Source organism: Prevotella sp. oral taxon 475 (genome assembly GCF_018127805.1).
Classification (GTDB): Bacteria; Bacteroidota; Bacteroidia; order Bacteroidales; family Bacteroidaceae; genus Prevotella.
Map to the genome: position 1 here is coordinate 2,379,470 of NZ_CP072334.1, position 22,191 is coordinate 2,401,660.

Genomic DNA, 22,191 nt, shown 5'->3' on the forward strand with positions numbered 1-22,191 from the left:
ATGACGGCATACAGTAAATATAATTTTGTCTATCGTTTGCAGAAATGGATGGACAGCGTTCCGGGGCAAACCTTTCTGAATTACGGTTACAGTTGGGGAGCATCGGTCGTGATTCTCGGGGCCTTATTCAAACTCACTCATCTGCCCGGAGCCAACCTGATGTTGTATTTGGGCATGGGAACAGAGGTGATTGTGTTCTTCCTTTCAGCTTTCGACCGACCTTTTGACAAAACGGCCGACGGACTGGAACTGCCTTCGCACGTAACGGAAGAATATCTCACGGGTGTCGAGGCGGTAGCCCATGCCGTGCAGAGAGAGACTTCTGCGATGTCGACCACAGGGCAGAACACAATAAAAACAGATGCTGTCGCAACGAGTTCAACCTCTTTGCAACAAGCGGATGCCAAGCCTTCGGAGGGCATTCTTTCTTCTTCTCCATCATCAGATGTCGAAGTGGCCGAGGCCACCAGTCGTTATATCGACGAGCTGAACAGATTGACCGAGACACTGGAGAAGGTAAGTGAACAGAGCGCACGCCTCACTCGAGACAGTGAAGAGATGGAAAACCTCAACCGAACACTCACCGGTATTACCAAGGTTTACGAGATGCAGTTGAAGGGAGCCAGTCAACAGATAGGCACTATCGACCAGATTAACGATCAAAGTCGACGTATGGCGCAGCAGATAGAGCAACTCAACGCCATCTATGCCCGCATGATCGAGGCGATGACTGTGAACATGAAGATGCAGAATCCTTAACCGTTGCACCGATGGCAATCAAGAAACGGCCCATATCTCCACGCCAAAAGATGATCAACCTGATGTATATCGTGTTGATGGCAATGCTGGCTCTCAACGTCTCTACTGAGGTGTTGGAGGGTTTTTCGGTGGTGGAAGATAGCCTGAATCGCACCATTTCGGGCTCGATGAAAGAGAATGCAGCTCTGTATCAGCGGTTGGGCGACAAATTGAAGACCAATCCCGACAAGGTGAAAGCTTGGTTCGATAAGGCCGAAGGCGTAAAGGCGGCCAGCGATTCGCTCTATAACTTGGCACAAAGACTGAAAGAACAGATTGTCAAAGAGGCCGATGGACAAGATGGAGACGTGCGTAACATCGTGAATAAGGAGAATCTCGAGGCAGCCAGTAGGGTGATGTTGGCCCCCGTTTCAGGACAAGGGCAGCGGCTTTTCAAAGCGATCAATACCTATCGCGACTACATTCTGCGGATGGTGACAGACCCTTCACAGCGTGAAATCATTGCTCAGAATCTCTCGACGGCCGTTCCTAAAGCGCGACAGATGGGCAAAAACTGGCAAGAATACATGTTTGAGAGCATGCCAGTGTCGGCTGCTGTCACGCTGCTTTCTAAGTTGCAGAGCGACATTCGCTATGCCGAGGGCGAGGTTCTCCACACGTTGGTGGCCAATATCGACCTGAAAGACATCCGAGTGAACAAGCTCGACGCATTCGTTATCCCCGAGAAAACCACACTTTATCCCGGCGAAACGTTCTCGGCCGGCATCGTTATGGCGGCCGTAGACACCACGCAACAGCCCGACATCTATATCAACGGCAAGCGTGTAACGCTTCGCGGCGGTCGATATGCTTTCACTGCAGGCGGCATTGGCGAGCATTCTTTCAGCGGATATATCACCATGCGCAATGGGTCGGGCGAGGTATTGCGCCGCAACTTCTTGCAAAAATACGAAGTAGTAGCCATGCCTACGGCGGCAACCGTTGCTGCCGACTTGATGAATGTCTTATATGCCGGCTATTCAAACCCGATGAGTGTGAGCGTATCGGGCATTCCACAGAACGCTATTCGAATGTCGATGACAGGCGGAACGCTCACCCATAAAGGCAACGGACGCTACATAGCAGTGCCCGCAGCGGTAGGAAAAGACGTCACGTTCAGCATCTCGGCCAACGACAAAGGCAAGACACGCTCGTTGGGACAGGCTGTGTTTCATGTGCGAAAGCTGCCCGATCCGACAGCTTATATCGGTCTGGGCACCGACCGATTCAAAGGAGGAGCCCTACCAAAGGCCTCGCTCATGGGGGCAACCGGCATCCAGGCGGCCATCGACGACGGCATTCTCGACATACAATTCCGGGTGATTGGCTTCGAAACAGTGTTCTTCGACAACATGGGAAACGCTGTTCCGATGGCCTCTTCGGGCAGTCAATTCTCGGAGAAACAGCGCGAAGCGTTCCGCAAACTCTCCCGAAGCCGACGCTTCTACATCAGCAACGTCACCGCCATAGGCCCCGATGGGATCACCCGAAAACTGCCGCAGGCCATGGAGATCATCGTTAGATAAAACAAGAAAGACGACGGAAACGCCGGGAGATAGAGCCCGGTTGATGTTCCGTCTGAAAGAAATGAAGAAATAAGAACATTCAGAATCTCAACCCATTATGCTTCGATATCTATTTATATTTCTCATAGCATGCAGTGTCAGCTCGCTGTCCGCCCAGCCCAAAGCAAGGCGACAGGCGCAGCAAGCCGCACAAACGACAGCCAAAGACCAGGTGACGCTGCGGGCACGTCTGTCTTTTCCGACCGAAAACAAGATGAGTGAAGACGTGGTTTGGCGGCGCGACATCTATCGCGAGCTCGACCTCAACGATGCCGCCAACGCCGGATTGTATCACCCCGTAGAGCCTATTGGCAAGCAAATGAACCTCTTTACCTATCTCTTCAAACTGATGATGACCGGCCAGATACCCGTATACGAATATCGGTTGGACGGAAACGAAAGTTTTGAAGACTCTGCTCGCGTCAAGCCCAAGGCTTTTTTGGACAACTATCACATCTATTACGAGCGCAAAGACGGTCGCGTGCGCATCGACAACAGCGACATCCCCTCGCGCGAAGTCACTGCCTACTACCTCAAAGAGAGCACCTACTACGACCAGACCACCGCTACTTTCCACACCCAAGTCTTGGCTCTCTGCCCCATCATGAAGCGACAAGACGATTTTGGAGACGGCACAACGACCTATCCTCTCTTTTGGGTAAAGTACGAAGATCTCGTCCCCTTCCTCTCCAAACAAACCCTCATGACGAGCCATCTCAATAATGCTGCCACGATGACGCTGGCCGACTTCTTTACAATGAACAAGTATCGGGGAAAGATTTATAAAACCAATAACATGCTGGGCCAAACGTTGGCGCAGTATTGCAAAACCGATTCGGCCCTTACCCGCGAACAAAAGCGCATCGAAAGCGAGATTGCCGCCTTTGAAAAGAACATCTGGGGCGATAAGGTGCGTAAAGATTCGCTCGACAGTATCGCCAAAACGCCCCCGGTAAAGAAAGCCAAGAAAACGCCACGCACCACCCGTCGCACCACCGCCACCGTCACTACGCGCCGCACCAAGACCCCGTCTGCCCCGTCGACATCCGCCTCACCGCGTGTAAGCGTACGTCGCGAGCGTCATTAATCCTCGTAGACAAAGCACTGAACAACTGTTCAACGCTTTGTATTGGTAGAATAAAAACTCGAAATGGTATGAAAAAAATGATTCGTGCGGCTCTCTTAGTCGCAGTGATGATGTTGACAATCAGTGCTCAGGCACAAGTGAAACTTGGCGTAAAAGGAGGCCTCAGCGTCTCGGATGTGCGCGTTAGCGGCGACATCTTCAAGGCCGACAACCGCCTGGGTTACTTCATTGGTCCTACCCTCAAAGTCTCTTTCCCCGGCATTGGCCTTGGCTTTGACGTATCGGCTCTTTACGAACAGCGCGAAGCCCGCCTCACCGAGACCGCCATCAAAGCCCATTCCGTCGTGAAACAACAACAGGTGAGCTTTCCCCTCAACACCCGATACAGCATCGGACTGGGTCGTTCGACCAACATTTTCTTCTTTGCCGGTCCGCAGGTCAGCTTTAACGTAGGCGATAAGACGAAGAGCATCATCAACCGCGCCGCCGAATGGCGACTGAAAACCTCCAACTTCAGCGTCAATGCCGGTGCCGGTGCCACCGTTCTCTCTCAGTTGCAACTCTCCATCCATTATAATATCGCTTGCGGAAAAACCGGCGAAGTGACCATGGACAGCGGCACCTTCCGCTTCGATAGCCACAACAACGCCTGGCAATTAGCCCTCGCCTACTTCTTCTAAGTTTGAAGTTGACGAGTTTTTGGATCCTCTACCCCCTTCACTAAAAGGGGGTAGAGGATCTTTTCCGTCAATTGACGAATGCATAAGCAAACGAATTGACAAGGAAGTTGGTCTTTTGTCGAATGAAGAGCATCGTCTTTTGGTGAGCCCATCAACAAGCGGCGAATGTTCAAAAGTCTCTCCCTCCTTCCATACGACTTCCCTCCTTCCCCCTTATTACTTCTCCTCTTCCCCCTACTACTTCTCTCTTTACTCCTTACTTCTCACCTCCTTACTACCTACTACTTCCCCCTTACTACTTACTACTTCCCTCCTTACTACTGACTACTTTTCCCCTTCCTCCTCAAAAGCTAAGCTTTCGCAATGCGTTTTCTTAGCTTTTGCACTCCCATCTCTTAGCTTTTGCATTGCATTTTCTTAGCTTTTGCAAAAGCGATGGTTGCGAATCATAAAATGTAGGTATTGTCTTGTTGAGAGAGTTGTTGTAAATTTGCAGCACATTTTTAAAGAAACAAGATTGAAGTCGCACCCGATGACGGTAATAACTCGCTGTTCTTGCAGTCGCAACAAGACTGCAAGGCGTTTAGATTTATTCCTGAGCGAGGCGTCGAATCTTTTAAAAAACCAATCAATATGAGAAAAATTTTACAAGCAATTCTGTTTGCCGCTGCTTCGACAGCCAGCCTTTCCGCTTCTGCTTCCCAACAGAGCACAACGCGCATCGTAGGAAAATTCCCTTCCACCATTCAGGAAGCCCCCACGCCTATCCCATATGGCGTGAAGATAGAGAACCATATCGTGGTGAAATGGCCGGCCGAACTCATCCCCACAGACGGTCGAGTGGTGCTCGAAGAAGGCATCGTAGGCATCGGCGAACGGGCTTTTGCCGAGACACCGCTACATCATATCATCTTCCCCTCTACACTCCGCACCATTGCTAAGGAAGCTTTCTATGGGTGTAACGGCCTGCAAGCCATCGTTGTGCCCGAGGGAACTGAGACGATGGGCGAGAGTGCGTTTGAGGCATGTCATGCCTTGGTGGGTGTTTCGCTGCCGTCTACGCTCCGGGAGATACCCGATAAAGCCTTCGTTTATTGCTCTAAGCTTAAGAATGTGCAGCTCAAGGAGGGACTTACGCGCTTGGGCGAGAGTGCGTTCAACAGCTGTTCAGACTTGCAGAGCATTACACTGCCCGCCTCGGTAGAGTCGATGGGCAGTTATGTGTTTAAAGGTTGCACCGAGTTGAAGACGTTCACAGTTCCCGAAAAGGTGACCGAACTGAAGGATAACGCCTTTAACGAGTGCTCGTCGCTGACCCAAGTTCAGCTTCATGCCGGCATGACAAGCATCGGACAGTCGGCGTTTTACAACTGTAGCTCGCTGAAAAGCATCGATTTCCCGGCAGGTTTGAAAGTCATCGACAGTCAGTCGTTCCTCGGCTGCAAGGCTTTGACGTCAGTAGAGACGCCCGAAGGATTGCAAACGCTGGGGGCTTCGGCCTTCGAAGGGTGTTCGTCGCTGACCAACGTCGTGCTTCGAAAGGGCATTACCGAGGTTAGTATCAAGGCATTCAAGTTCTGTAAGGCCCTCAAAGAGGTGGTTGTACCCGAAGGAGTGACGAAATTGAGAAACTATGCCTTCCACTATTGCACGGCATTGGAGACCGTTGTGTTGCCCGCCAGTCTGGAGAGCATTGGCTTGAACGGCTTTGGCAATTGCTCGAAGCTCTCCAAAGTCACCTGCTATGCTCCGGTTCCGCCTATACAGACGGGCAACGTGTTCATGAAAACGCCCAATGGCAAAGCTCTGTTTGTGCCTGCCGGCAGCATCGCACAGTATCAAACCACGGCGAACTGGAAGGCCCCGAGCTTTGCTTCTGTCACCTCGGGTCTCGACAAAGTGGAGACTTCTGCACAAACACAACAAGCTACCGACGCCCCACAAGGCATCTACACACTGCAAGGCGTGCGTCTGGGCGAAGCCGAAATGTTGCCTTTGCTTCCCGCCGGCACCTATATCGTGAACGGAAAGAAAGTGATGAAATAACAACCGTCGGGAAATGAACAGACTTCTTCTTTTCTTTCTCTTCTTCGCCGTTGGGCATGGGCTTTTTGCAAAGCACATCACACCGACGAAAGCGCAGCACATGGTCGTACAGTTTCTTAAGGGATTGCGGGAAGACACGCGGGCTGCCATCGACGCAAGAGAGGTGAAACAGGTGAGATACGACAGTAGGTCGTGTTATGTCTTCAACGTAGGTCGGCGCAACGGGTTTATCGTTGTGAGCACAGACGACCGCATGGAGCAAATCCTGGGTTATGCCACAACGGGACGTTTCGATGCCGCCCATCTTCCTGCCGACCTGCAATGGTGGCTGGCTTGCTACGATGAGCAGATGGATCGCTTGCCGATCGCTCCGGCTACGCGCACCGTTACGCAAACGAATCCGGCCCGAGCGCGCATCGAACCGTTGGTTTCCACCCGCTGGGACCAGGGCAAACCCTACAATCTAAAGACTCCGAAGGTGGGTCATACGGCTACTTACACCGGCTGTGTGGCCACGGCGACAGCGCAGTTGCTGTATTATCATCGCTGTCCGACAGCCTCTACCACAGCCATTCCGTCCTACATCACCAGCACCAAGCGGCTGCCCATGCCTCAACTGCCTGCCACGACGTTCGATTGGACCAAGATGCGCCCCGTCTACGAGGAGGATGCCACGGGCGAAAGTGCCGATGAAGTGGCCAAACTGATGCTTTACTGCGGACAGGCGATGAAGATGGACTACAATATCGATGGCTCCGGGGCTTACGTCAACGAAGAGGTGTTTTCCAAATACTTCGGCTTTGCCAAAGGCACACGTGAGGTTTCGCGCTCGGACTACACGCTGGTGGCCTGGGAAAAGCTCATCTACAACGAATTGGAAGCTCGTCGGCCCGTGCTCTACACAGGCGGAAAGGTGAGCGGAGCGCATGCTTTCGTTTGCGATGGATACGACGGAAATGGCTATTTCCACATCAATTGGGGATGGGGAGGACAGTCGGATGGCTACTTCAAACTCTCCATTCTCAACCCTTCCGACCAGGGAGCGGGCAGCAGTAGCGGAGAAGACGGCTACACACTCTCGCAAACGGCATTACTGGGGCTCAGCACCACGCCCGTGACCCTTGAAAAGGAAACGCCCGATAACCGACTGACGGCCTCGGAAGTGTGGCTCTATCAGACTTTCGACACGCGCAAAAAAGCATCCGACAACTTCAACATCACCAACTTAGGGCTTTACACCTACAATCTCACCGCAGAGATGCAGAGTTTCGAACTCAACTGGGCTCTGTATCGAGACGAGACTCAATTGCAAACATTTTCTGCTGCCGCCATCAATAACCTCAAGCCTGAATATCGTGTGTCGACCAACAGCGACCTCTCTTTTGGGGCGAATCTGACCGACGGAACCTACCGACTCGTGCCCGTATGTCGACTAAAAGGCGAAACCGAATGGAGGCCTTGCATCGACGCCGACCTCCATTTTGTCGAACTGGAGGTGAAGGGGCTGCGCCTGAACATCAAGCTGCACAACGACGAGTCTGACAAGATCAAGGTGAACGACTTGACTTTTCACGGCAAGTTGCGGGTCAACCGCCCGGTAGAAGTTCGGCTTAGCGTCAGCAATGAGGGACGGGCCAACAATCCCGAACTCTATCTCTTCGTCAATGGAAAGGTGGTTTCGGGCACAGGATCCAGCATCGACCCGGGTCAGACGGGCGAGGTGTCGCTACATTTCACACCTTCGCAGGCCGGTGTTTATCGCATTCGCGTCTGTCAGACTTCGACGGGTCGGCGACTTTTGGCCTCGAAGGAGGTAACCATCACAGCCGGTAAGCCTGCCCAACTGGAACTGAAGGCCACCGTTACCAATGCCAATGCCACCACCCTCGTACTGAACGACAATGCTTTGCGCTGCCATGTCGACGTGACCAACAAGGGAACAGAGACTTATGCCGATCCCATTGTGGCCAAACTCTACAAGGTGGTGGGCGAATATGGCTACGGTCAGCAGACGAAGAGCCAGGAACTGACGCTGAATGTCAAAGCCACTGCGGGTGTAGACTTCGAGTTCGACGGATTGGAAGAGGGCGAACGCTATTTCCTCATCCTCCATTATCTCTCCGAAGATCAAGCCACCGGCGAGCTCTATTCTAAAATCTACACGACGTCCGGCACCAATGGCATCTCTACGCCCGATGTTCTTGACGGCGAACAGCCGTTGCCCGTCTTCAACCTACGGGGCGAACGGGTGGCCAGCATCAAGCCTTCAGACATTGATCAACTGTTGCACACGCTGCCCCGCGGCATTTACATCATCCGGGGGCGCAAGTATTGCAACTGACGCAACTCCCTCTTTCAATAGCAAACGCCATCTGCTTGGCCCCGTCGGGGCGGCAGATGGCGTTTGCATTGGAAGAAGCTGTGAGGAGTTATTTGATAGGATTGCCCTTAGCATCTTTCCGAGCGAGAGCGGAGATTTTCACTTCGAAGTCGGCTGTGGTGTTGTTGTCGTCTACGAATTTGCGCCCATCCCACTTACGGGTAAGAGCCAAACCCGAGTATTTGGGATATTCGCTCTGCTTCATGCTCGAGATCGAAGCGTCAGAGATGGCGTTGTGGCCTTTATCGAGCTTACAAGGGCGCATCTGGAACCTACTGCGAGGACAGATGGTGATGCAGTCGATGACGTGACTAAAGGGCACTTCGATGGCATAGAGATCGCCGAAGGCACTGCTGGTGACGGTGATGTAGTGTCGGTAGCCTCGTCGTTCTTTGGTGTCGGGATAATGTGCTTTGAAGTCGTCGGGCGTCCAGGGCAGTCGAATCAGTGCCAGACCGGCATGTTCGGAGAGCCCACCGAAGTCGAAAGCGGGAGTCACCTTCCCGCCGTTCTCTTTCTCTTCGAGGATAGCGTGGAGGTCGGGCACGTTGGGATTGTTTTTGTGTCCAGGGTCATATTGGATGTTGGTCCATTCGAAGTCGGCCTTCGAAAGGTCGAGAAAGGCATCGAGTCCTTTATATAGCGAGAGATCTTCGCCCTCGAGTTCTTTCTCGTACTGTGCTTTGTGGTCGATGGCGTATTTGGCTACCACGATCGATTGTCGGGGTTGAACAGGATGTTCCGTTCCCGATCCGGGGAAGTAGGAGATGCCCGAGGCACCGTAGTATCGGTTCACGAAGTCGTCTTTCGGAGCGAAAGTGACAGCCTGCGTGGGGTCGATAGCATTGGTGCAGAGAGCCAGTCCGTCGAGATATTTCACTTCGTCGGTGGGGTTATAAATCACGATATACTGGTCGTCGGTATACATTTGGTTGGTGTTCTTCCATCCCCAAGCGGAGAGGTCGCGCACCCAGTAATGCCCTACGTAGAACACTTCTTTGATGATGAGATGGTCTACCCGGCTTCTCGAGTTGGATTGTTTCACGGGTAGTTCGTTGCGCACGCAGCCCGCCAGGAGCACGAGCGCGGCGAAGAGAAGGGAATGTTTCATTTCTTTGTTGTTAGGAATAAGTGGTGAGGAGTAAGGAGGTCAAGGAGTAAAGGAGTAAGGAGGTAAGGGAATAAGGAGTAAAAGGGGGAGGAGAGAATTGAGGGCGGAGCGAAGGCAAACCTTTCTTTACTTCTTTACCTCCCTACTCCCTTACCTCCTTACTACTTTACTCCTTACTCCTTTCCTCCTTTCCTACTCCTAAAGAAACCAATTGCCGAATCCCGAGCCTCCGCCGATGCCATGCGTGCGGAGGTTTTGCGAAGCCTCGAGTGCCTCTTGGGAAGAGAGTCCTATTTCAAGACCGAGATAATAGTAATAAGGATCGTTGGGATCGATGGCCGTTGGGTCGGTATCAAAGCTACTGCAAAAGATTTTGATCGGAATATTGAAGCGCAGCACCTCTTGCCATTGCGAGTCGGCACCATAGTCTTTAGCCTCGTCGGGGTTGTAGGCCTCGGCGCAGATCAGCTTACTGATGAACTCGTAGGTAGAATGCCGGCGTAGATACTCGTCGCGGGGGATGAGAGCCTTCTTGCCCTTGGGGCATTTCATCACACGCACCGAGAGATAGAACCGAGGCAGAAGATAAGAGGGACGGGTGTAACGACCACCGCGACCAGTCGTGGGGTCGGTGCGGTGAGTAATCTCCAAGGGCCAATCGGAGTGGAGGGCATCATTCTCGTCGGCATCGATATCGAAATTGAAATGACCTTTCAGTCCCACGCGGTCTTGGTCGTAGGGAGCCACGGCCCAGTCGGCATCGCTGCGCGAGAGCGGCGGCAGGAGTCGTTGATTGAAGAGTTCGCGGGCACCGTCGCCCATTGCATCGTGAATCCAGGTGTCGCGGTAGGTATATTCGAAGATCTTCGGGGTAGCCTCGGCCCGTTGCTTCCACGAGGTCTTCCCCTCGAAGAAAGGCGAGCGCACGGGCGTGTGATCGATGGTGCCACCCTTCTTCCACTCGCCGTATCGGTCTTTGGCAGGATGCCAGGTGCCGCGGCAGTCGGTCACGTCGTAAGGTTGGCCCCGGTCGTCGAGGTCGCTCACGGTGAAGAAGATTTGATACTGGTCGGATTGCTCGAGAATCCGATCGTTGAGGAGCTGCCCGTCTTTATCAAAGAAATAGAGGCAGAGCCCCCAACGTTTCAGCCGTCCGCCGATGAGGCGGATATAGTTGGGGCCTTGTTTGCCTTCAGCCTGCTCGAGATAGGTGACGGTGCTTTGTCGTTGAACGTCAACGGTAGGCCATTTGCCGGCGTTGTTGTGAACGATGACAAACTCCTCTTGTTTCCAGGGCGCGTTATGGTAGACGAAGTTGCCGTGCATCATCGCATCGCCGTGCGAGTGCCCCTCCTTGAACATGATCAGACATGTGGCCCAGTTGTTGAAGGCCCCCTGTGGGTCGGGGTTGGCCAGGGGAGTGTTCACCCGCACCTTTTTCAGACTATCTACATAGCGGTCGGCCCCGCTATGGGCCACGGCTTTGGCCTCAAGCGGATTGTCGTTGTAGTCTACGTGCACGTCGCCAAAGAGAAAGTTCTCGCACGAGGCGCACAGCGTGGCGAGCACTGCGAGCGAGAGGATAGGCGTCAGAATTTTATTCATATTGTTAGGGATTTTCGTTTCTTAAAAGAACGTCGTAGGGGTACGACGGGGACCTCTGCCCTCCGTTTGACCTTTCGTAGGGGTACGAAAGGCCGTCGGGCTCATTTTCGGGTCTTCGTAGGGGTACGAAGAGGAGTTCTGCCGGCCGTTTGGGCTTTCGTAGGGATACGAAGAGCTGTCGGTCTTATTTTCGAGCCTTCGTAGGGGTACGACGGTGGGAGATGCCCTCCGAGACATCGGGAGATGACTTCCCACCTATCGGGAGATGACTTCCCGTGCCTCGGGAGATGCTCTCCCGCACCGATTTACATCAGCACCACATTGCGGCGATACTGATAGAAGAAGTCTTGCGGAGCGGAGAGCATCCGCCACAGCTGTGCGGCATTGGCCTTGGGATAGAATCGCTGGATGTCGCGGCAACACTTCTGCTCTCCGTCGCGCGTATCGGCGATCACGCGTACGGGCAGAGGGTAGTCGATGTCGAAGCTGTCCCAACTGGGTTGCAGCTGGTTGAAGTCCCACATATATCCGTTTTCGCTGTTGGCGGGATTGCAGTATTTGGCAGGCTTCTCGGAAGCACCGGCATATTGGCGACCCTTGTTCATGATGTGACAGATCTTCACTTGCAGTTGGAAGGCGAGGTTGGCCTTTCGGAACTGCATCACGCCTTTAAACCCGAGCCGGTCTTTTTGCGAACCGGGTTCCAGACTGCGATTCTGCCGCAGCAGTCCCACGGTCTCGCCGTAGCGTTGGCGGGGCGCGTCGGTATCGGGGTCGACAAAGTCGTCGTTATACGATTCTACGAAGAGCCGCCCCAGCTCCTCCTCCACGGGGTCGGTGTCGCGGTATTCGTAGGTGAAGAGTTCGGGCGTGAGCTCGTTCAGGCGCATCAGGTCGATCACCTTGTAGAGATGATAGGTCTTACCGTCGGGAGCGGTATAGGGCAGGGTGGCCTCGCTCTTGCCCGAGGTTTCGATGGCGCGCCAGGCCAGGTCGACATCATAGGGCACTTGGTTCTGCCCGAGAGTGAACCCGTCGGGGGCGTAGATGTTCGACATCGACGACTTCGTAGCCCTCTCGCCCACTCCACCGTTCTCCTTAAAGGTGTAGCGATCGTAGTAGGTGGGCCGTTCGTTCAGCGTTCGCGGGTAGGCCAACTGCACACCGCGCTCTTCGCCTCCGCCGGGCATGGCCTTGTTGAGCGAGGTGTTGCCCACGCCGAAGAAGTGCTGGTGAACCAGAAGCGTGGCGTTGTCTTCGTCGGGCACGCTCACGCCATCTTTGTCTTTCTTATAGGGATAGCCCGAGAATTGGTGGTTGATGAGCATCCCGTTCTGGTCGTAGTATTTGAGTTCGAGACCATAGAAAATCTCGTCGGAGGCCACGACGTCGAAGTGGTCGCGCTCGGTGGTGACGGTCATCTGTCCGTTGTCGTCCTTGGCGATGTCTATTTCCTGAAGGATGGGAATGAGCGTAGAGTCGCCCACGGTGTGGTAGGTGTTGTAGGCCAGGAGCGAGTCGGTGCCGTCGGGGCCCACACCGATTCTTCCGCCCTTAAACCCCATGCGCAGAATGGCATGCACGGCATAGATTTGTTCGTGTCCTTTCACGTCGCGCTCGATGGAGGCGGCAGGGGCTTTAATCAGCTTCTTGAAGAAGTCGTCCACTTGCTCGTTGCTGCAACCGGCCAGCAACACGGCGGCGCAGACAAGGGCGGAGAGAGAGAGGGTGTGTATCGATTTCATTGCTGTTGAGGGATGTTTAGAATTTGAAGAGCGTGCGCAGTGAGAAGTTGGCCCCACGCTCGTGGGCGTAATACCTGAATCGGTCGGTGTATTCTTTGTACAGTCGATTGAGCACGTTCTCGCCCACGAGCATGAACTTGAGCTGCCGGCTGTGCGGCAGACGGATGCCCAACTCGGCTGTGCCGTTGAGCAGGAAGTAGGCAGGGGGCGAATCGGAAACGAGATCTTTGTCGGGGTCGAATCGCGTCTGCTTCGTTACATAGATGCCCGAGAGCGAAAGCGATGCGTGATATTTCTCGCCAATGCCCAGGGAGCGGGCGTAGGTGGCAGAGAGGCCGTAGCGATCGGAGGGCATGAAGGGCAGCCAGTCGCCCCGGGTGAGGTTGCGGGCAAACATCCACTCGCCCTTGCCCACGAGGGTGAGCCCCTTCACAGGTGTCAGTGTGGCCTCGATGTCGCCGCCATAGAGGCGCACGTCGTCTTGGTCGTAGATAAACTTGGGATATTTACCGCTGGGATGATTGTGGAATCGGTCTTTGCCCGTTCCGATGTGATCGTAGATATAGCTGTTGATGCGCTGGTAGAACGCACTGGGCTCTACCGATAGCCAGGTGTTGCGATAGCGCGCGCCGACAACCGACTTATAGCCGCGCTCGCTGGCGAGATGGCGGTTGCCCACCACCCAGTAAGATCCGTCTTGCAGACCGATGGCGTAGAGCTCGTTGATGTCGGGTGGACGCCACGACCAACCGATGTTGGCCCGCACATCCCAGTTGTCGTTCAGCTGATAGTGAGCTGCAAGGCTTGTCGTGAAGTTGCTGTAGAGTTTGAAGTCGTCGTAGTAGGTATAGCTGCTCAAACTGCTGTAGCCGTTGACCGACATCACGCGGAAATCGTACCGCATGCCTAGGGCACATTGCAACCGACCCCATTGTGCCTTGTGCAGAAAATAGCCTCCCATGGAGAGGGCGGCGAAGTTGGGTACGAAGGCGGGCTGTTTGGTTCCGGGGTAGTTGTAGTTGGTTTGATAGGTGTTAGACAACCCCACATCGGTTGACATGTTCCAAAGCCGCCACTTGGCATGCCACAACACATCAAACTTGTAGGTCTTGAGAATGAGGTCTTGCATCGGAATCCAACTCCATTGCGTCTTCTTCCTATTTTCGAACTCCTGCCGCAGGTTCTCCTGAAACGACAGGGTAAAATCGATCTCGTGCAGCGGGTTGAGCATCCACTTTAGTTCGCCCTTGAGCGTGATGTGCTGCGACTGCTGGAAGGGCGGACGGATGGTGTAGGAGAAGGGTCGGAGGGTGGCAGGGTCGGGGCGACCGTATTCGAAACGCTTAATGAGCTGATCGAGGTCGGAAATCTTACTGGCATAGTAGATGCCGCTGCGTTGATAGTAGAGGCTGGAGAAAAGGGTAACCGTGAGCTTCCGCCCTTGCCAGCCTGCCAGGGCCGACAAAGAGATGGTGTTATAGCCGGTGTTATTGAGAAGATAGTCGGCCGTGCGATAATCGCCGCCCTTGGTATACATACCATGCAGGCGCAATCCCCATTGTCTGTAGCCTGCCTCCAAACTGCCGCTACCACTGCCGCCGCGGGCGTTGGTGTCGTAGCCTAAGTTGAGGTTGCCTTTCAGTTGTGGCTTCGTGTTGCCGTAGGGCAACGGAGCGTCGTTGAGCAGCACCACGCCACCCATCGCCCCGAAACCGTAGCGGATGCACTCGGCACCTTTCACTACTTCGACCATGCTCGACCCGGTATAATCCAACTCGGGAGCATGGTCGGCTCCCCAACTCTGACTTTCTAAACGCACACCGTTGTTCATCAACAGAATCCTACTACTGTGCATGCCCTGAATCACGGGCTTGGCAATGGTGTTGCCCGTACTGATAGAGCTGACGCCGGGCACGGTCTCGAGCAGCTTGGCCAGCGACGTGGCTCCGCCTTTCTCCAGGACGTCCGAGCCGATGGCGGCCGACTGCTGCAAAAGGTTGGTGTGATGACGTTGCGCCGTCACCACCACGTTGTCTATCATCTTGGCATCTTCCTGCAACAATAGCGTCACACTCTTGCCCGGAACAACAGACACGGTTCTCGAAATCTTCTTGAATCCCACATAGCTCACCTCTACCTTGATGCGAGCCATGGGATGCGCCAACTGGAGGGTGCACCGTCCGCTGGCGTCGGTTGCCGCAGGGCTCACTGCCTCGGCACAACGAACGGCTGCCCCCACGATGGGCTCGCGGGTACTTTCGCTCAGAACGACGAACGAGACCATTCCTCGCTCGTCGCCATCGGCCACGCTGACAGAAGGGAGGGGGCTGCAGACGACGGTCGGCATGTTGTTGTAAAGGATGGAGGGATGGCTTGCCGGACGGGGCACAGCTGCCGTCGACAAGACAATGTTCAGTAGACAGGCCAGCAGCCACAGCTTTCTTCGTCTTGGGCTACTGCTCCACGCAGTGCCCGTCAACTTTCTACACGATATCAGCATTTCTGTTTTTTAGTTAGGATGGTTGAGATGCAGGTGCATCCATGCGAATTGATTTTCCGGTGCAAAGTTCGATGTTCTTGACAAACGAGGCAATACCTTAAAGTAGGTAAATTCTGCCATCCCTCGAAGTAGGTAGAGGGGATGAGGTGACAAGTTAATAAGTTGACGAGTTAACGAGGTGATGAGTTGACGAGTTCATAAGTTGACGAGTTGACAAGGAAGCGACCTTCCTGCCAACTCGTCAACTAAAAAACGAATGTGTCGTTGCTATGGACAGCAGCGTTTGTATCTTCTCTTTTGGGTTCTACGCCCCGTCCGTTTGAATGTATATAAGGAGTTCTCTCGAACTGATATAAGGACTTGTGTTGGATTGATATAAGGAGTCCTCTTGGATGTATATAAGGAGTTGTGGAGAACTTATATAAGGACTCCGATGACACTCTTTCTATCTATCCTCAATGGCTCCTTACATACCTTATCGACAAAGCTTATTAATACTTAACAAATGCACGGGCTTGACCGACATTATTATGGTATATAAAATAACTCCAACGTAGGGACTTGGGGGTTGTCATCATCCATCCTCCTGATGCTTGATTGGTAGCCGTGAACAAGGTGCTCGACCAATATCGTCCATAGGCACCGTTTCTTGCCAGGGCATCGCCTCCTACAGCCGAAAAGGCTTCGCTCATCAGGTTGCCATACCATTCATAGGCTATGCCCTGTGGTTTATAATGCTCGATAATAGAAGTAATGGTAGCACTTCTATCACCAAAGCCCAGGTTATCGTATAACACCCGGAAATCACTGCTCGAAGGCAGATACCACGTCAGTGCGGGCGAGCCGCTGTAAGAGATGCCGCTGCCATAGTCTACGCAGGTTTTAAAGGGTGGAAAATCGGGATTTCGTCCTTTCACCTTGTCGCCTCTTACAACGCCGGTGCTATAGTTGGCGTCCCAGGTCTCGTCGATACCGCTTTTGGCGTCTGTGGTGAGTGCCGTCTCAGCATGAGCCATATCTACGCTGTGTGTATTTGTATTCAGATATCCGGCATAGGCATAGTAGGGGTCTGCCCAAAAGCCATTACTGCTATATGCATTTCTCAGTGCCACGGCCATGTGCCCCACTTTATCTATAATCACAGCAATGGGCGTTTTTGTTCCGCCAACGCCGCCAAAGGGTGTATCTTTCAGCGTACCAAGACTGCCGTCGCTCATCAAATAGAGAAACGTGGGCTTCATCTTTGCCTTGACGAGATAGGTTTCGTTGGCATCTGCTTCTTTGCTGGTCTTGGTGGGCCGAAGCCAACCGCTAAGTGTCTCTCTAAAGAGGGTTCCACCGGTGAAGTTTACTTGCAGGGCTGCCAGATCGGTCTTGGGTAGGAAATAATGATAATCGGCCGTGGAGGTGTAGGCGTAGTTCTGCCCGTAGTTGGAGGCTGTGTACTTGGCTTCTGTACTGGCAGAGAAGCTGTTTGCCTCGGCCGTCATGGCGGCATTGGTCTTCACGCTGTAGCTTCCATCGGCCGGATTGTAAGACACGGTTTGGGGGATGGGACTCGCCGAACTAATCGTGGCCGTAAGGGCGGGGATATCTTTCTTCACGGTGAGCCGTGTACGTACGCGGACGCCTACATGCTTGGAGGATAGACTGACGGTTTGGTCGGTAGTGCCCAAGGTGATTTGCTGTCTGCCGATACGGGCGGTAGCAGCATTGGCCAAGGACACTTCAAGTCTGTCGCCAACGGGCACCACTTGGTCGTTGAAGCAAACGAAATCGTAGGTCTGATTCCTTGCCAATTGAATTTCGGTGGGCGATCCTCCGTCGGGCGTAAAACTGGTGGCCGTAAAGGTGCCTTTCATCTCGCCCTGCATCACTCCGCCTTTATAGACACGAATGGTGTAATGCGTAGGAGTGGTCACACCACGGGTGGCGGGTGTAGACTGCTCGGCCGGTTCGTTCTCTACGGTTGTTTCTGCCTCGCAGTCGCTCAGCTCTGTTGTGACGGGAAGGGAGGGCTGTGCGGCGGCGCGAGTGACTTCGATGTCTGTGCCGAATCCTTCTTCTGCCATACGGAACTGTACGGCTTGCATCGTTATTTTCTGCCCGCTCTCGTTGTTATCCTCTTTACTGCATGCGGTGAACGCAAGTGCCCCTGCGGTCAGCAGAAGGGCTAATACTATCTTCTTCATTCTCGGTCTGCTGTTTTTATTCAAATTCATTTTCGTCTCCATCGTCGATGTCTTGTTCGTTATCCCATTCATCTTCATTAAAGCCCGGCGCATTGGGCTTTACTTTCGGGCTGCCGCAGATAAGACTGGTTTGCTCTACCTCTACCACCTCGCACCAGGGTGCAAGATAGGTTTGCTTTCTAAATTCTTGTTTATTCATAATCTCTCATATTTAGTTGATGAAAATTGTTCTTATTTCTCCTTTCCGTACCTTGACCAACAGACATGAAAAGAGAAGCAAAGGGAACTCCGGAGAGCCCTTTGCTAATAGGGGACGCACTCGTTTCGCGCGCGCGTAGGAAAAAGTGAAAAAGTATTACGCTACCAATAGGTGCGCATGGTGTGTGTGTGTGTGTGTGTGTGTGTGTGTGTGTGTGTGTGTGTGTGTGTGTGTGTTAGCAAATTATTTGGATGCACCAAACAATCGGCAAACAAATTTGCAGCGAAAGTCAACTTTCTCTGCGCCGGCCTTACACCTTTTATATATATACGATATGTAGCATTGCTATTCACGGCGACAAAGGTAGCACTTTCTTAGAGATTGGCCAAATACGGCAAGGGGAATTCTGTGCAGGGGTGGGCTTTGAAGAGAACGTTCATCGGTTCGAGGCATGCGGATGGCCCCGAACCGATGAGAGGTTTCTTACAATTGCTTCTCGGGATAAAGGGCATTCCACCACGAGCCGTCGCCTTGCAGATAGCGGGCCAACCAGGCGAAAATGGTATCTTGCCATTTGATGCGCTTCTGATAATGGGTGATGGTATGGTTTTCGCCGTTCACCACCACCAAGGCCGTGGGTCGTCCCAGCAGTTTTAAGGCGGTGAACATCTGAATGCTCTCGCCGATGGGCACATTGGTGTCGGCATTGCCGTGGAGGAAGAGTAACGGCGTGTGGATTTTCTCGGCGTTGAAGAGCGGGCTTTGGTCTACATAAAGGTCTTTGCGCGTCCATGGATAACTGTTGGCCATCGACACCTCGCTATAGGAGTAGCCCCAATAGCCCTCGCCCCAATAGCTGGTGTGATCGCTGATGCCGGCATGCGACACAGCGGCGGCGAAGAGGCGGGTCTGGGTTTGCAGATATTGGGTCATGAATCCGCCATAGGAGGCTCCGATGCACCCCACGCGTTGGGCATCGACATAGGGATGGGCGGCGAGGAAGGCCTGGGTGCCCTCGATGATGTCGTCGGCCACTCCCTTCCCGGCAGTGTTGACATGACGAGAAGAATGTTCCTGTCCGAAACCGGCGGCTCCGCTGGGGTTGATCAGATAGACAACGTAGCCTTGCGCCGCATAGAGGTGCAGAGGATAACGACTTTCGAAAAGGCGACTCACGGGCGAACAACCGCCGTAGTAGTTCACGACGAGAGGGTATTTCTTCGTGGCATCGAAATGGGGAGGCAGATAGCAACGACCGTAGATGGTGTCGCCACGCGAGGAGAGGAAGTTCCACGGTTGGCAGCGACCAAGGTCTATATCTTGGAGCTTCTCACGACTGAGGTCTTCTACGAGCGTAGACCGTCCGTTACCGAGTTGCAAGGTGTAGAGTCGGTCAGAATTGGAAACACTCTCGCCCACCCATGCTGCCACAGGAGCGTTGCGGGCAAAGCTCACCTGCGAAACGTAATCCTCGGGCACGTCGAACCGATGGAACCGAAGACTCTTGGGGTCGAGCCGGAAGAGCGAGCGGCAATCTTTGTCGAGCGCGGTGAAGTAGATATGCTGGTCGAAGGCGTTCCAAGAAAAGTCTTCGATGCTGGGGTCGAAGTCTCGGGTGAGAGCCCGGACGGCTTTCGTACCGATGTCTACGAGGAAGAGCTGATAGTCGAACATATTGGGGATGCGTCCTTCGGGCACGTTTTTCCCAATACCACCGAAAGCCTCGGGTGCACCTTTCACCAGCAGTCGGGTGGCATCGGGCGAGAAGACGGCCGAAGCGATAAAGCCTTCGTCGTGCAGGAGGCACTCGCTTTGCATGGTGCGCACGTCGAGCCGATAGAGCGAATAGAGGGTGGTGGGCCGCTGAGTGAGTCGTTCGCGCGTAGTCATCAAGAGAAGGTAGCGACCGTCTTGCGAGATGTCTTGCAAGGCGACGTTGTGAAAACCGAAGGTGAGTGGGCGGCAGAGTCCTGTTTGCAGGTTGTAGAGCGAGAGGCCCGAGCGTTTTCGCCAGTTCGGTTGTCGGTCTTCGGGCGAGAGAATCTCGTAGAGGTCGCGGTCTTCCTTGGGCCCCTCTTGTGAAGTGGCCAGCACAAGATAGTCGGCCTGTGGCGAAGGAGTGACGGCCCCATCGGGAATGCCGCGGGCCAGCGTCTCCTCGCGTCCGGTGTGCAGGTCGGCGGTGATGAGATCGCGCCCGTTAGGCATCCGTTGCGTAATGCAGTAACGGTTGGTGTTAGGAATCCAAGCCATCGGTTCGGTGCTCTCGCGTAGGAGGTGCCCCGTTTTGAGGTCGGAGAGCCGCCACAGAGTGCGGGAGCTGCCGCCTGCTGCCACCTCGTGATAGGTGGCGATGAGGTAGCGACCGTTGGCCGACAAGCTCGTTTGGGTGCACTTTCGTCCGTCCAGAATGTCGGTCAGGGTGAGCAGGCGACGCTTGTCGGTGCTCACACGAAAGCTCTCATCGGCACCGAGAATGCCGATTTTGAGCGAATCCGTCTGTCCGTTCTGCGAGAGATATTTAATCACCACGCGGTGGGTTTGCGGAGCGAGGGCGATGTGGGGCGAGGGAAGACGTTTACCGTCGACGTACACCTGAAAGTGTTTCAGACCTCTCACCGAGAAGCTCACCCGGCGATAGGCTCCATTCTGCACCGAGAACTGCAACAGGTGCAGGGCACAGGGAGCGGGCGAGGTGGGCGTGAGCGCACCGGAAAAGAGCTGCCCGTCTTGAGCCAGGTCGAGATGCAGCGGCGTGTCGAGCAGACTACTGGGTGTAAAGGGCCTTTGTTGTGCGTCGACGCTGTCGAGCAGTACGGGCCGTGGCACGTCGAACGGACCGGCATAGCGAAACGTTTTCACCTGAATGTCTTTGGCGGATACCATAGCCGTCATCGTGAGGGCCAGGGCGAAGAGAAGTTGTTTTTTCATTTTTTGTTAAAGGATAAAAGGGTGTTGACGAAGGAATGAAATAAGGTAGATGGGTAGTCTGGTTACGGGGAGAAGAAGACTAAGAAGCAGAGGGGGCGGTCTGCTTCGGACCGCGAACCTTTTCTCCAGCCTTCAGTCCGCTTTTGATCTCGATGTCGATACCATCGCTCAGCCCCAGGCTCACCCGTCGCCGCTCGTAGGTCAGCGTCTTTCCGGTGCCCTTTGCCACGTAGACGAACGCCTCTTTGCCTACGAATTCGACGGCACTCTCGGGAATGGTGAGTGCACCCCGGGCCTCTGCGAGCACGATTTCGGCATTGGCGCTGTAGCCGCTGCGGATATGTCCGTCCTCACGAGGCTGGACTGCCGCTTTGATTTCAAACTGATTGGCTCCGTTGCTTTCTACAGCTTTGGGCGAGATGTATTCGAGCCGAGCCGTGAAGCGGAGGTTTTGCAGGGCCCCGACGGTGATTTGCAGCGTCATGCCGGGACGGAGACGTCCCACCTCGGTTTCGTCGATGTTGCCTTTGAAGATGAGATCGTGCATGTTGGCCACACTGGCGATGGTGGTTCCGTCGTTGAAGGTATTGCTCAGGATGACCGAATTGCCCACCTTCACGGGGATATCGAGGATGACACCGGTGATGGTCGATCGGATCAGGGTAGAGCTGGCCTTGGCATTGGCCTTCGACACGCCGTCGCGCACCACCTGGAGGTTGTCTTCGGCTGCGGCAGCCTCTTCCCGAGCCTGTCGGTAGGCTTGATGGATTTTATCGTATTCGTCGGCCGAGACGAGCCCCTTATCGAAGAGCTGACGTTGGCGTTCGTGGTCGACTCGGGCCTGTTGCAGGTTGACGCTGGCGAGTCGCACCCGGGCTTGTGCCGCACTGAGTTGTCCCATGTCGGGAATCACCTTCACTCGGGCTATCACCTCGCCGGCCTGCACCGTCTCTCCGGCCTCTTTGAGGAGGTGGGTGATGATGCCGGAGATTTGCGGTTTGACGTTCACTTCATTGCGAGGTTCGATACGTCCGGTGATGACGGTGGTCTTACGCAGGTTTTTCACGCAGGCCACCAACTCGGTGTACTGCACAGGCTGGGGCTGCGATTTCATCCATAGAAACCAGAATGTGCCCACGAAGAGCAGGACGACGAGCCCTGCAAAGATGATTTTCTTTTTCATAAAACGTTTGTTCTTATGTCTGGAAAGTGCGTCGTAGGGGTACGAAAGGGCTTTCTTCTGCCCATTTTGCGTTTCGTAGGGGTACGACGCTCTGTTTTTCTTCTTTTCTTGTTTTCGTAGGGGTACGAAAGGCATTTAGGTCGGCCATTCTGCATTTCGTAGGGGTACG

General features: G+C 54.0%; 14 protein-coding genes. 6 read left to right on the forward strand and 8 right to left on the reverse strand.

What is annotated here, in order from left to right; translation table 11 throughout:
* The 6 genes from gldL to J5A66_RS09535 all read left to right on the forward strand — a co-directional run bounded on the left by gldL (position 1) and on the right by J5A66_RS09535 (position 8,517).
* Complete coding sequence (gene gldL, locus J5A66_RS09510) at positions 1–759, forward strand: gliding motility protein GldL (RefSeq protein ID WP_211790362.1); 759 nt, start codon at positions 1–3, stop codon at positions 757–759.
* An 11-nt stretch (positions 760–770) separates the two neighbouring features.
* Positions 771–2,324, forward strand: coding sequence for a gliding motility protein GldM (gldM, locus tag J5A66_RS09515; RefSeq protein ID WP_211790363.1), 1,554 nt, complete (start codon positions 771–773; stop codon positions 2,322–2,324).
* 97 nt (positions 2,325–2,421) lie between these two features.
* Positions 2,422–3,450, forward strand: a complete 1,029-nt coding sequence (gldN, locus tag J5A66_RS09520) for a gliding motility protein GldN (protein WP_211790364.1) — start codon at positions 2,422–2,424, stop codon at positions 3,448–3,450.
* Between the two features lie 68 nt (positions 3,451–3,518).
* On the forward strand, positions 3,519–4,130 hold the full coding sequence (locus J5A66_RS09525; RefSeq protein ID WP_211790365.1) for a porin family protein: 612 nt from the start codon (positions 3,519–3,521) through the stop codon (positions 4,128–4,130).
* 633 nt (positions 4,131–4,763) lie between these two features.
* Positions 4,764–6,176, forward strand: a complete 1,413-nt coding sequence (locus tag J5A66_RS09530) for a leucine-rich repeat domain-containing protein (protein WP_211790366.1) — start codon at positions 4,764–4,766, stop codon at positions 6,174–6,176.
* A 13-nt stretch (positions 6,177–6,189) separates the two neighbouring features.
* Complete coding sequence (locus J5A66_RS09535; protein WP_211790367.1) at positions 6,190–8,517, forward strand: C10 family peptidase; 2,328 nt, start codon at positions 6,190–6,192, stop codon at positions 8,515–8,517.
* Positions 8,518–8,605: 88 nt separating this feature from the next.
* On the opposite strand, the gene J5A66_RS09540 is transcribed toward J5A66_RS09535, so the two are convergent.
* The 8 genes from J5A66_RS09540 to J5A66_RS09575 form a co-directional block, all read right to left on the reverse strand.
* A complete protein-coding gene (locus J5A66_RS09540; RefSeq protein ID WP_211790368.1) occupies positions 8,606–9,667 on the reverse strand; it encodes a DUF4876 domain-containing protein in 1,062 nt (353 codons plus the stop codon).
* 198 nt (positions 9,668–9,865) lie between these two features.
* Positions 9,866–11,272 carry a hypothetical protein gene (locus J5A66_RS09545; protein ID WP_211790369.1) on the reverse strand — a complete coding sequence of 469 codons (1,407 nt, stop codon included), beginning with the start codon at positions 11,270–11,272 and terminating at the stop codon, positions 9,866–9,868.
* Between the two features lie 305 nt (positions 11,273–11,577).
* On the reverse strand, positions 11,578–13,017 hold the full coding sequence (locus J5A66_RS09550) for a hypothetical protein (RefSeq protein ID WP_211790370.1): 1,440 nt from the start codon (positions 13,015–13,017) through the stop codon (positions 11,578–11,580).
* A 16-nt stretch (positions 13,018–13,033) separates the two neighbouring features.
* Entirely contained in the window at positions 13,034–15,301 is a 2,268-nt protein-coding gene (locus J5A66_RS09555; protein ID WP_249110052.1) for a TonB-dependent receptor domain-containing protein, read from the reverse strand.
* A gap of 707 nt (positions 15,302–16,008) precedes the next feature.
* Complete coding sequence (locus J5A66_RS09560; RefSeq protein ID WP_211790371.1) at positions 16,009–17,709, reverse strand: hypothetical protein; 1,701 nt, start codon at positions 17,707–17,709, stop codon at positions 16,009–16,011.
* A gap of 16 nt (positions 17,710–17,725) precedes the next feature.
* Positions 17,726–17,908, reverse strand: coding sequence for a hypothetical protein (locus J5A66_RS09565; protein WP_211790372.1), 183 nt, complete (start codon positions 17,906–17,908; stop codon positions 17,726–17,728).
* 483 nt (positions 17,909–18,391) lie between these two features.
* Positions 18,392–20,839 (reverse strand): prolyl oligopeptidase family serine peptidase, encoded by a 2,448-nt coding sequence (locus J5A66_RS09570; RefSeq protein WP_211790373.1) that lies wholly within the window; start codon positions 20,837–20,839, stop codon positions 18,392–18,394.
* A gap of 79 nt (positions 20,840–20,918) precedes the next feature.
* On the reverse strand, positions 20,919–22,022 hold the full coding sequence (locus J5A66_RS09575; RefSeq protein ID WP_211790374.1) for an efflux RND transporter periplasmic adaptor subunit: 1,104 nt from the start codon (positions 22,020–22,022) through the stop codon (positions 20,919–20,921).
* Between the last annotated feature and the right edge of the window lie 169 nt (positions 22,023–22,191).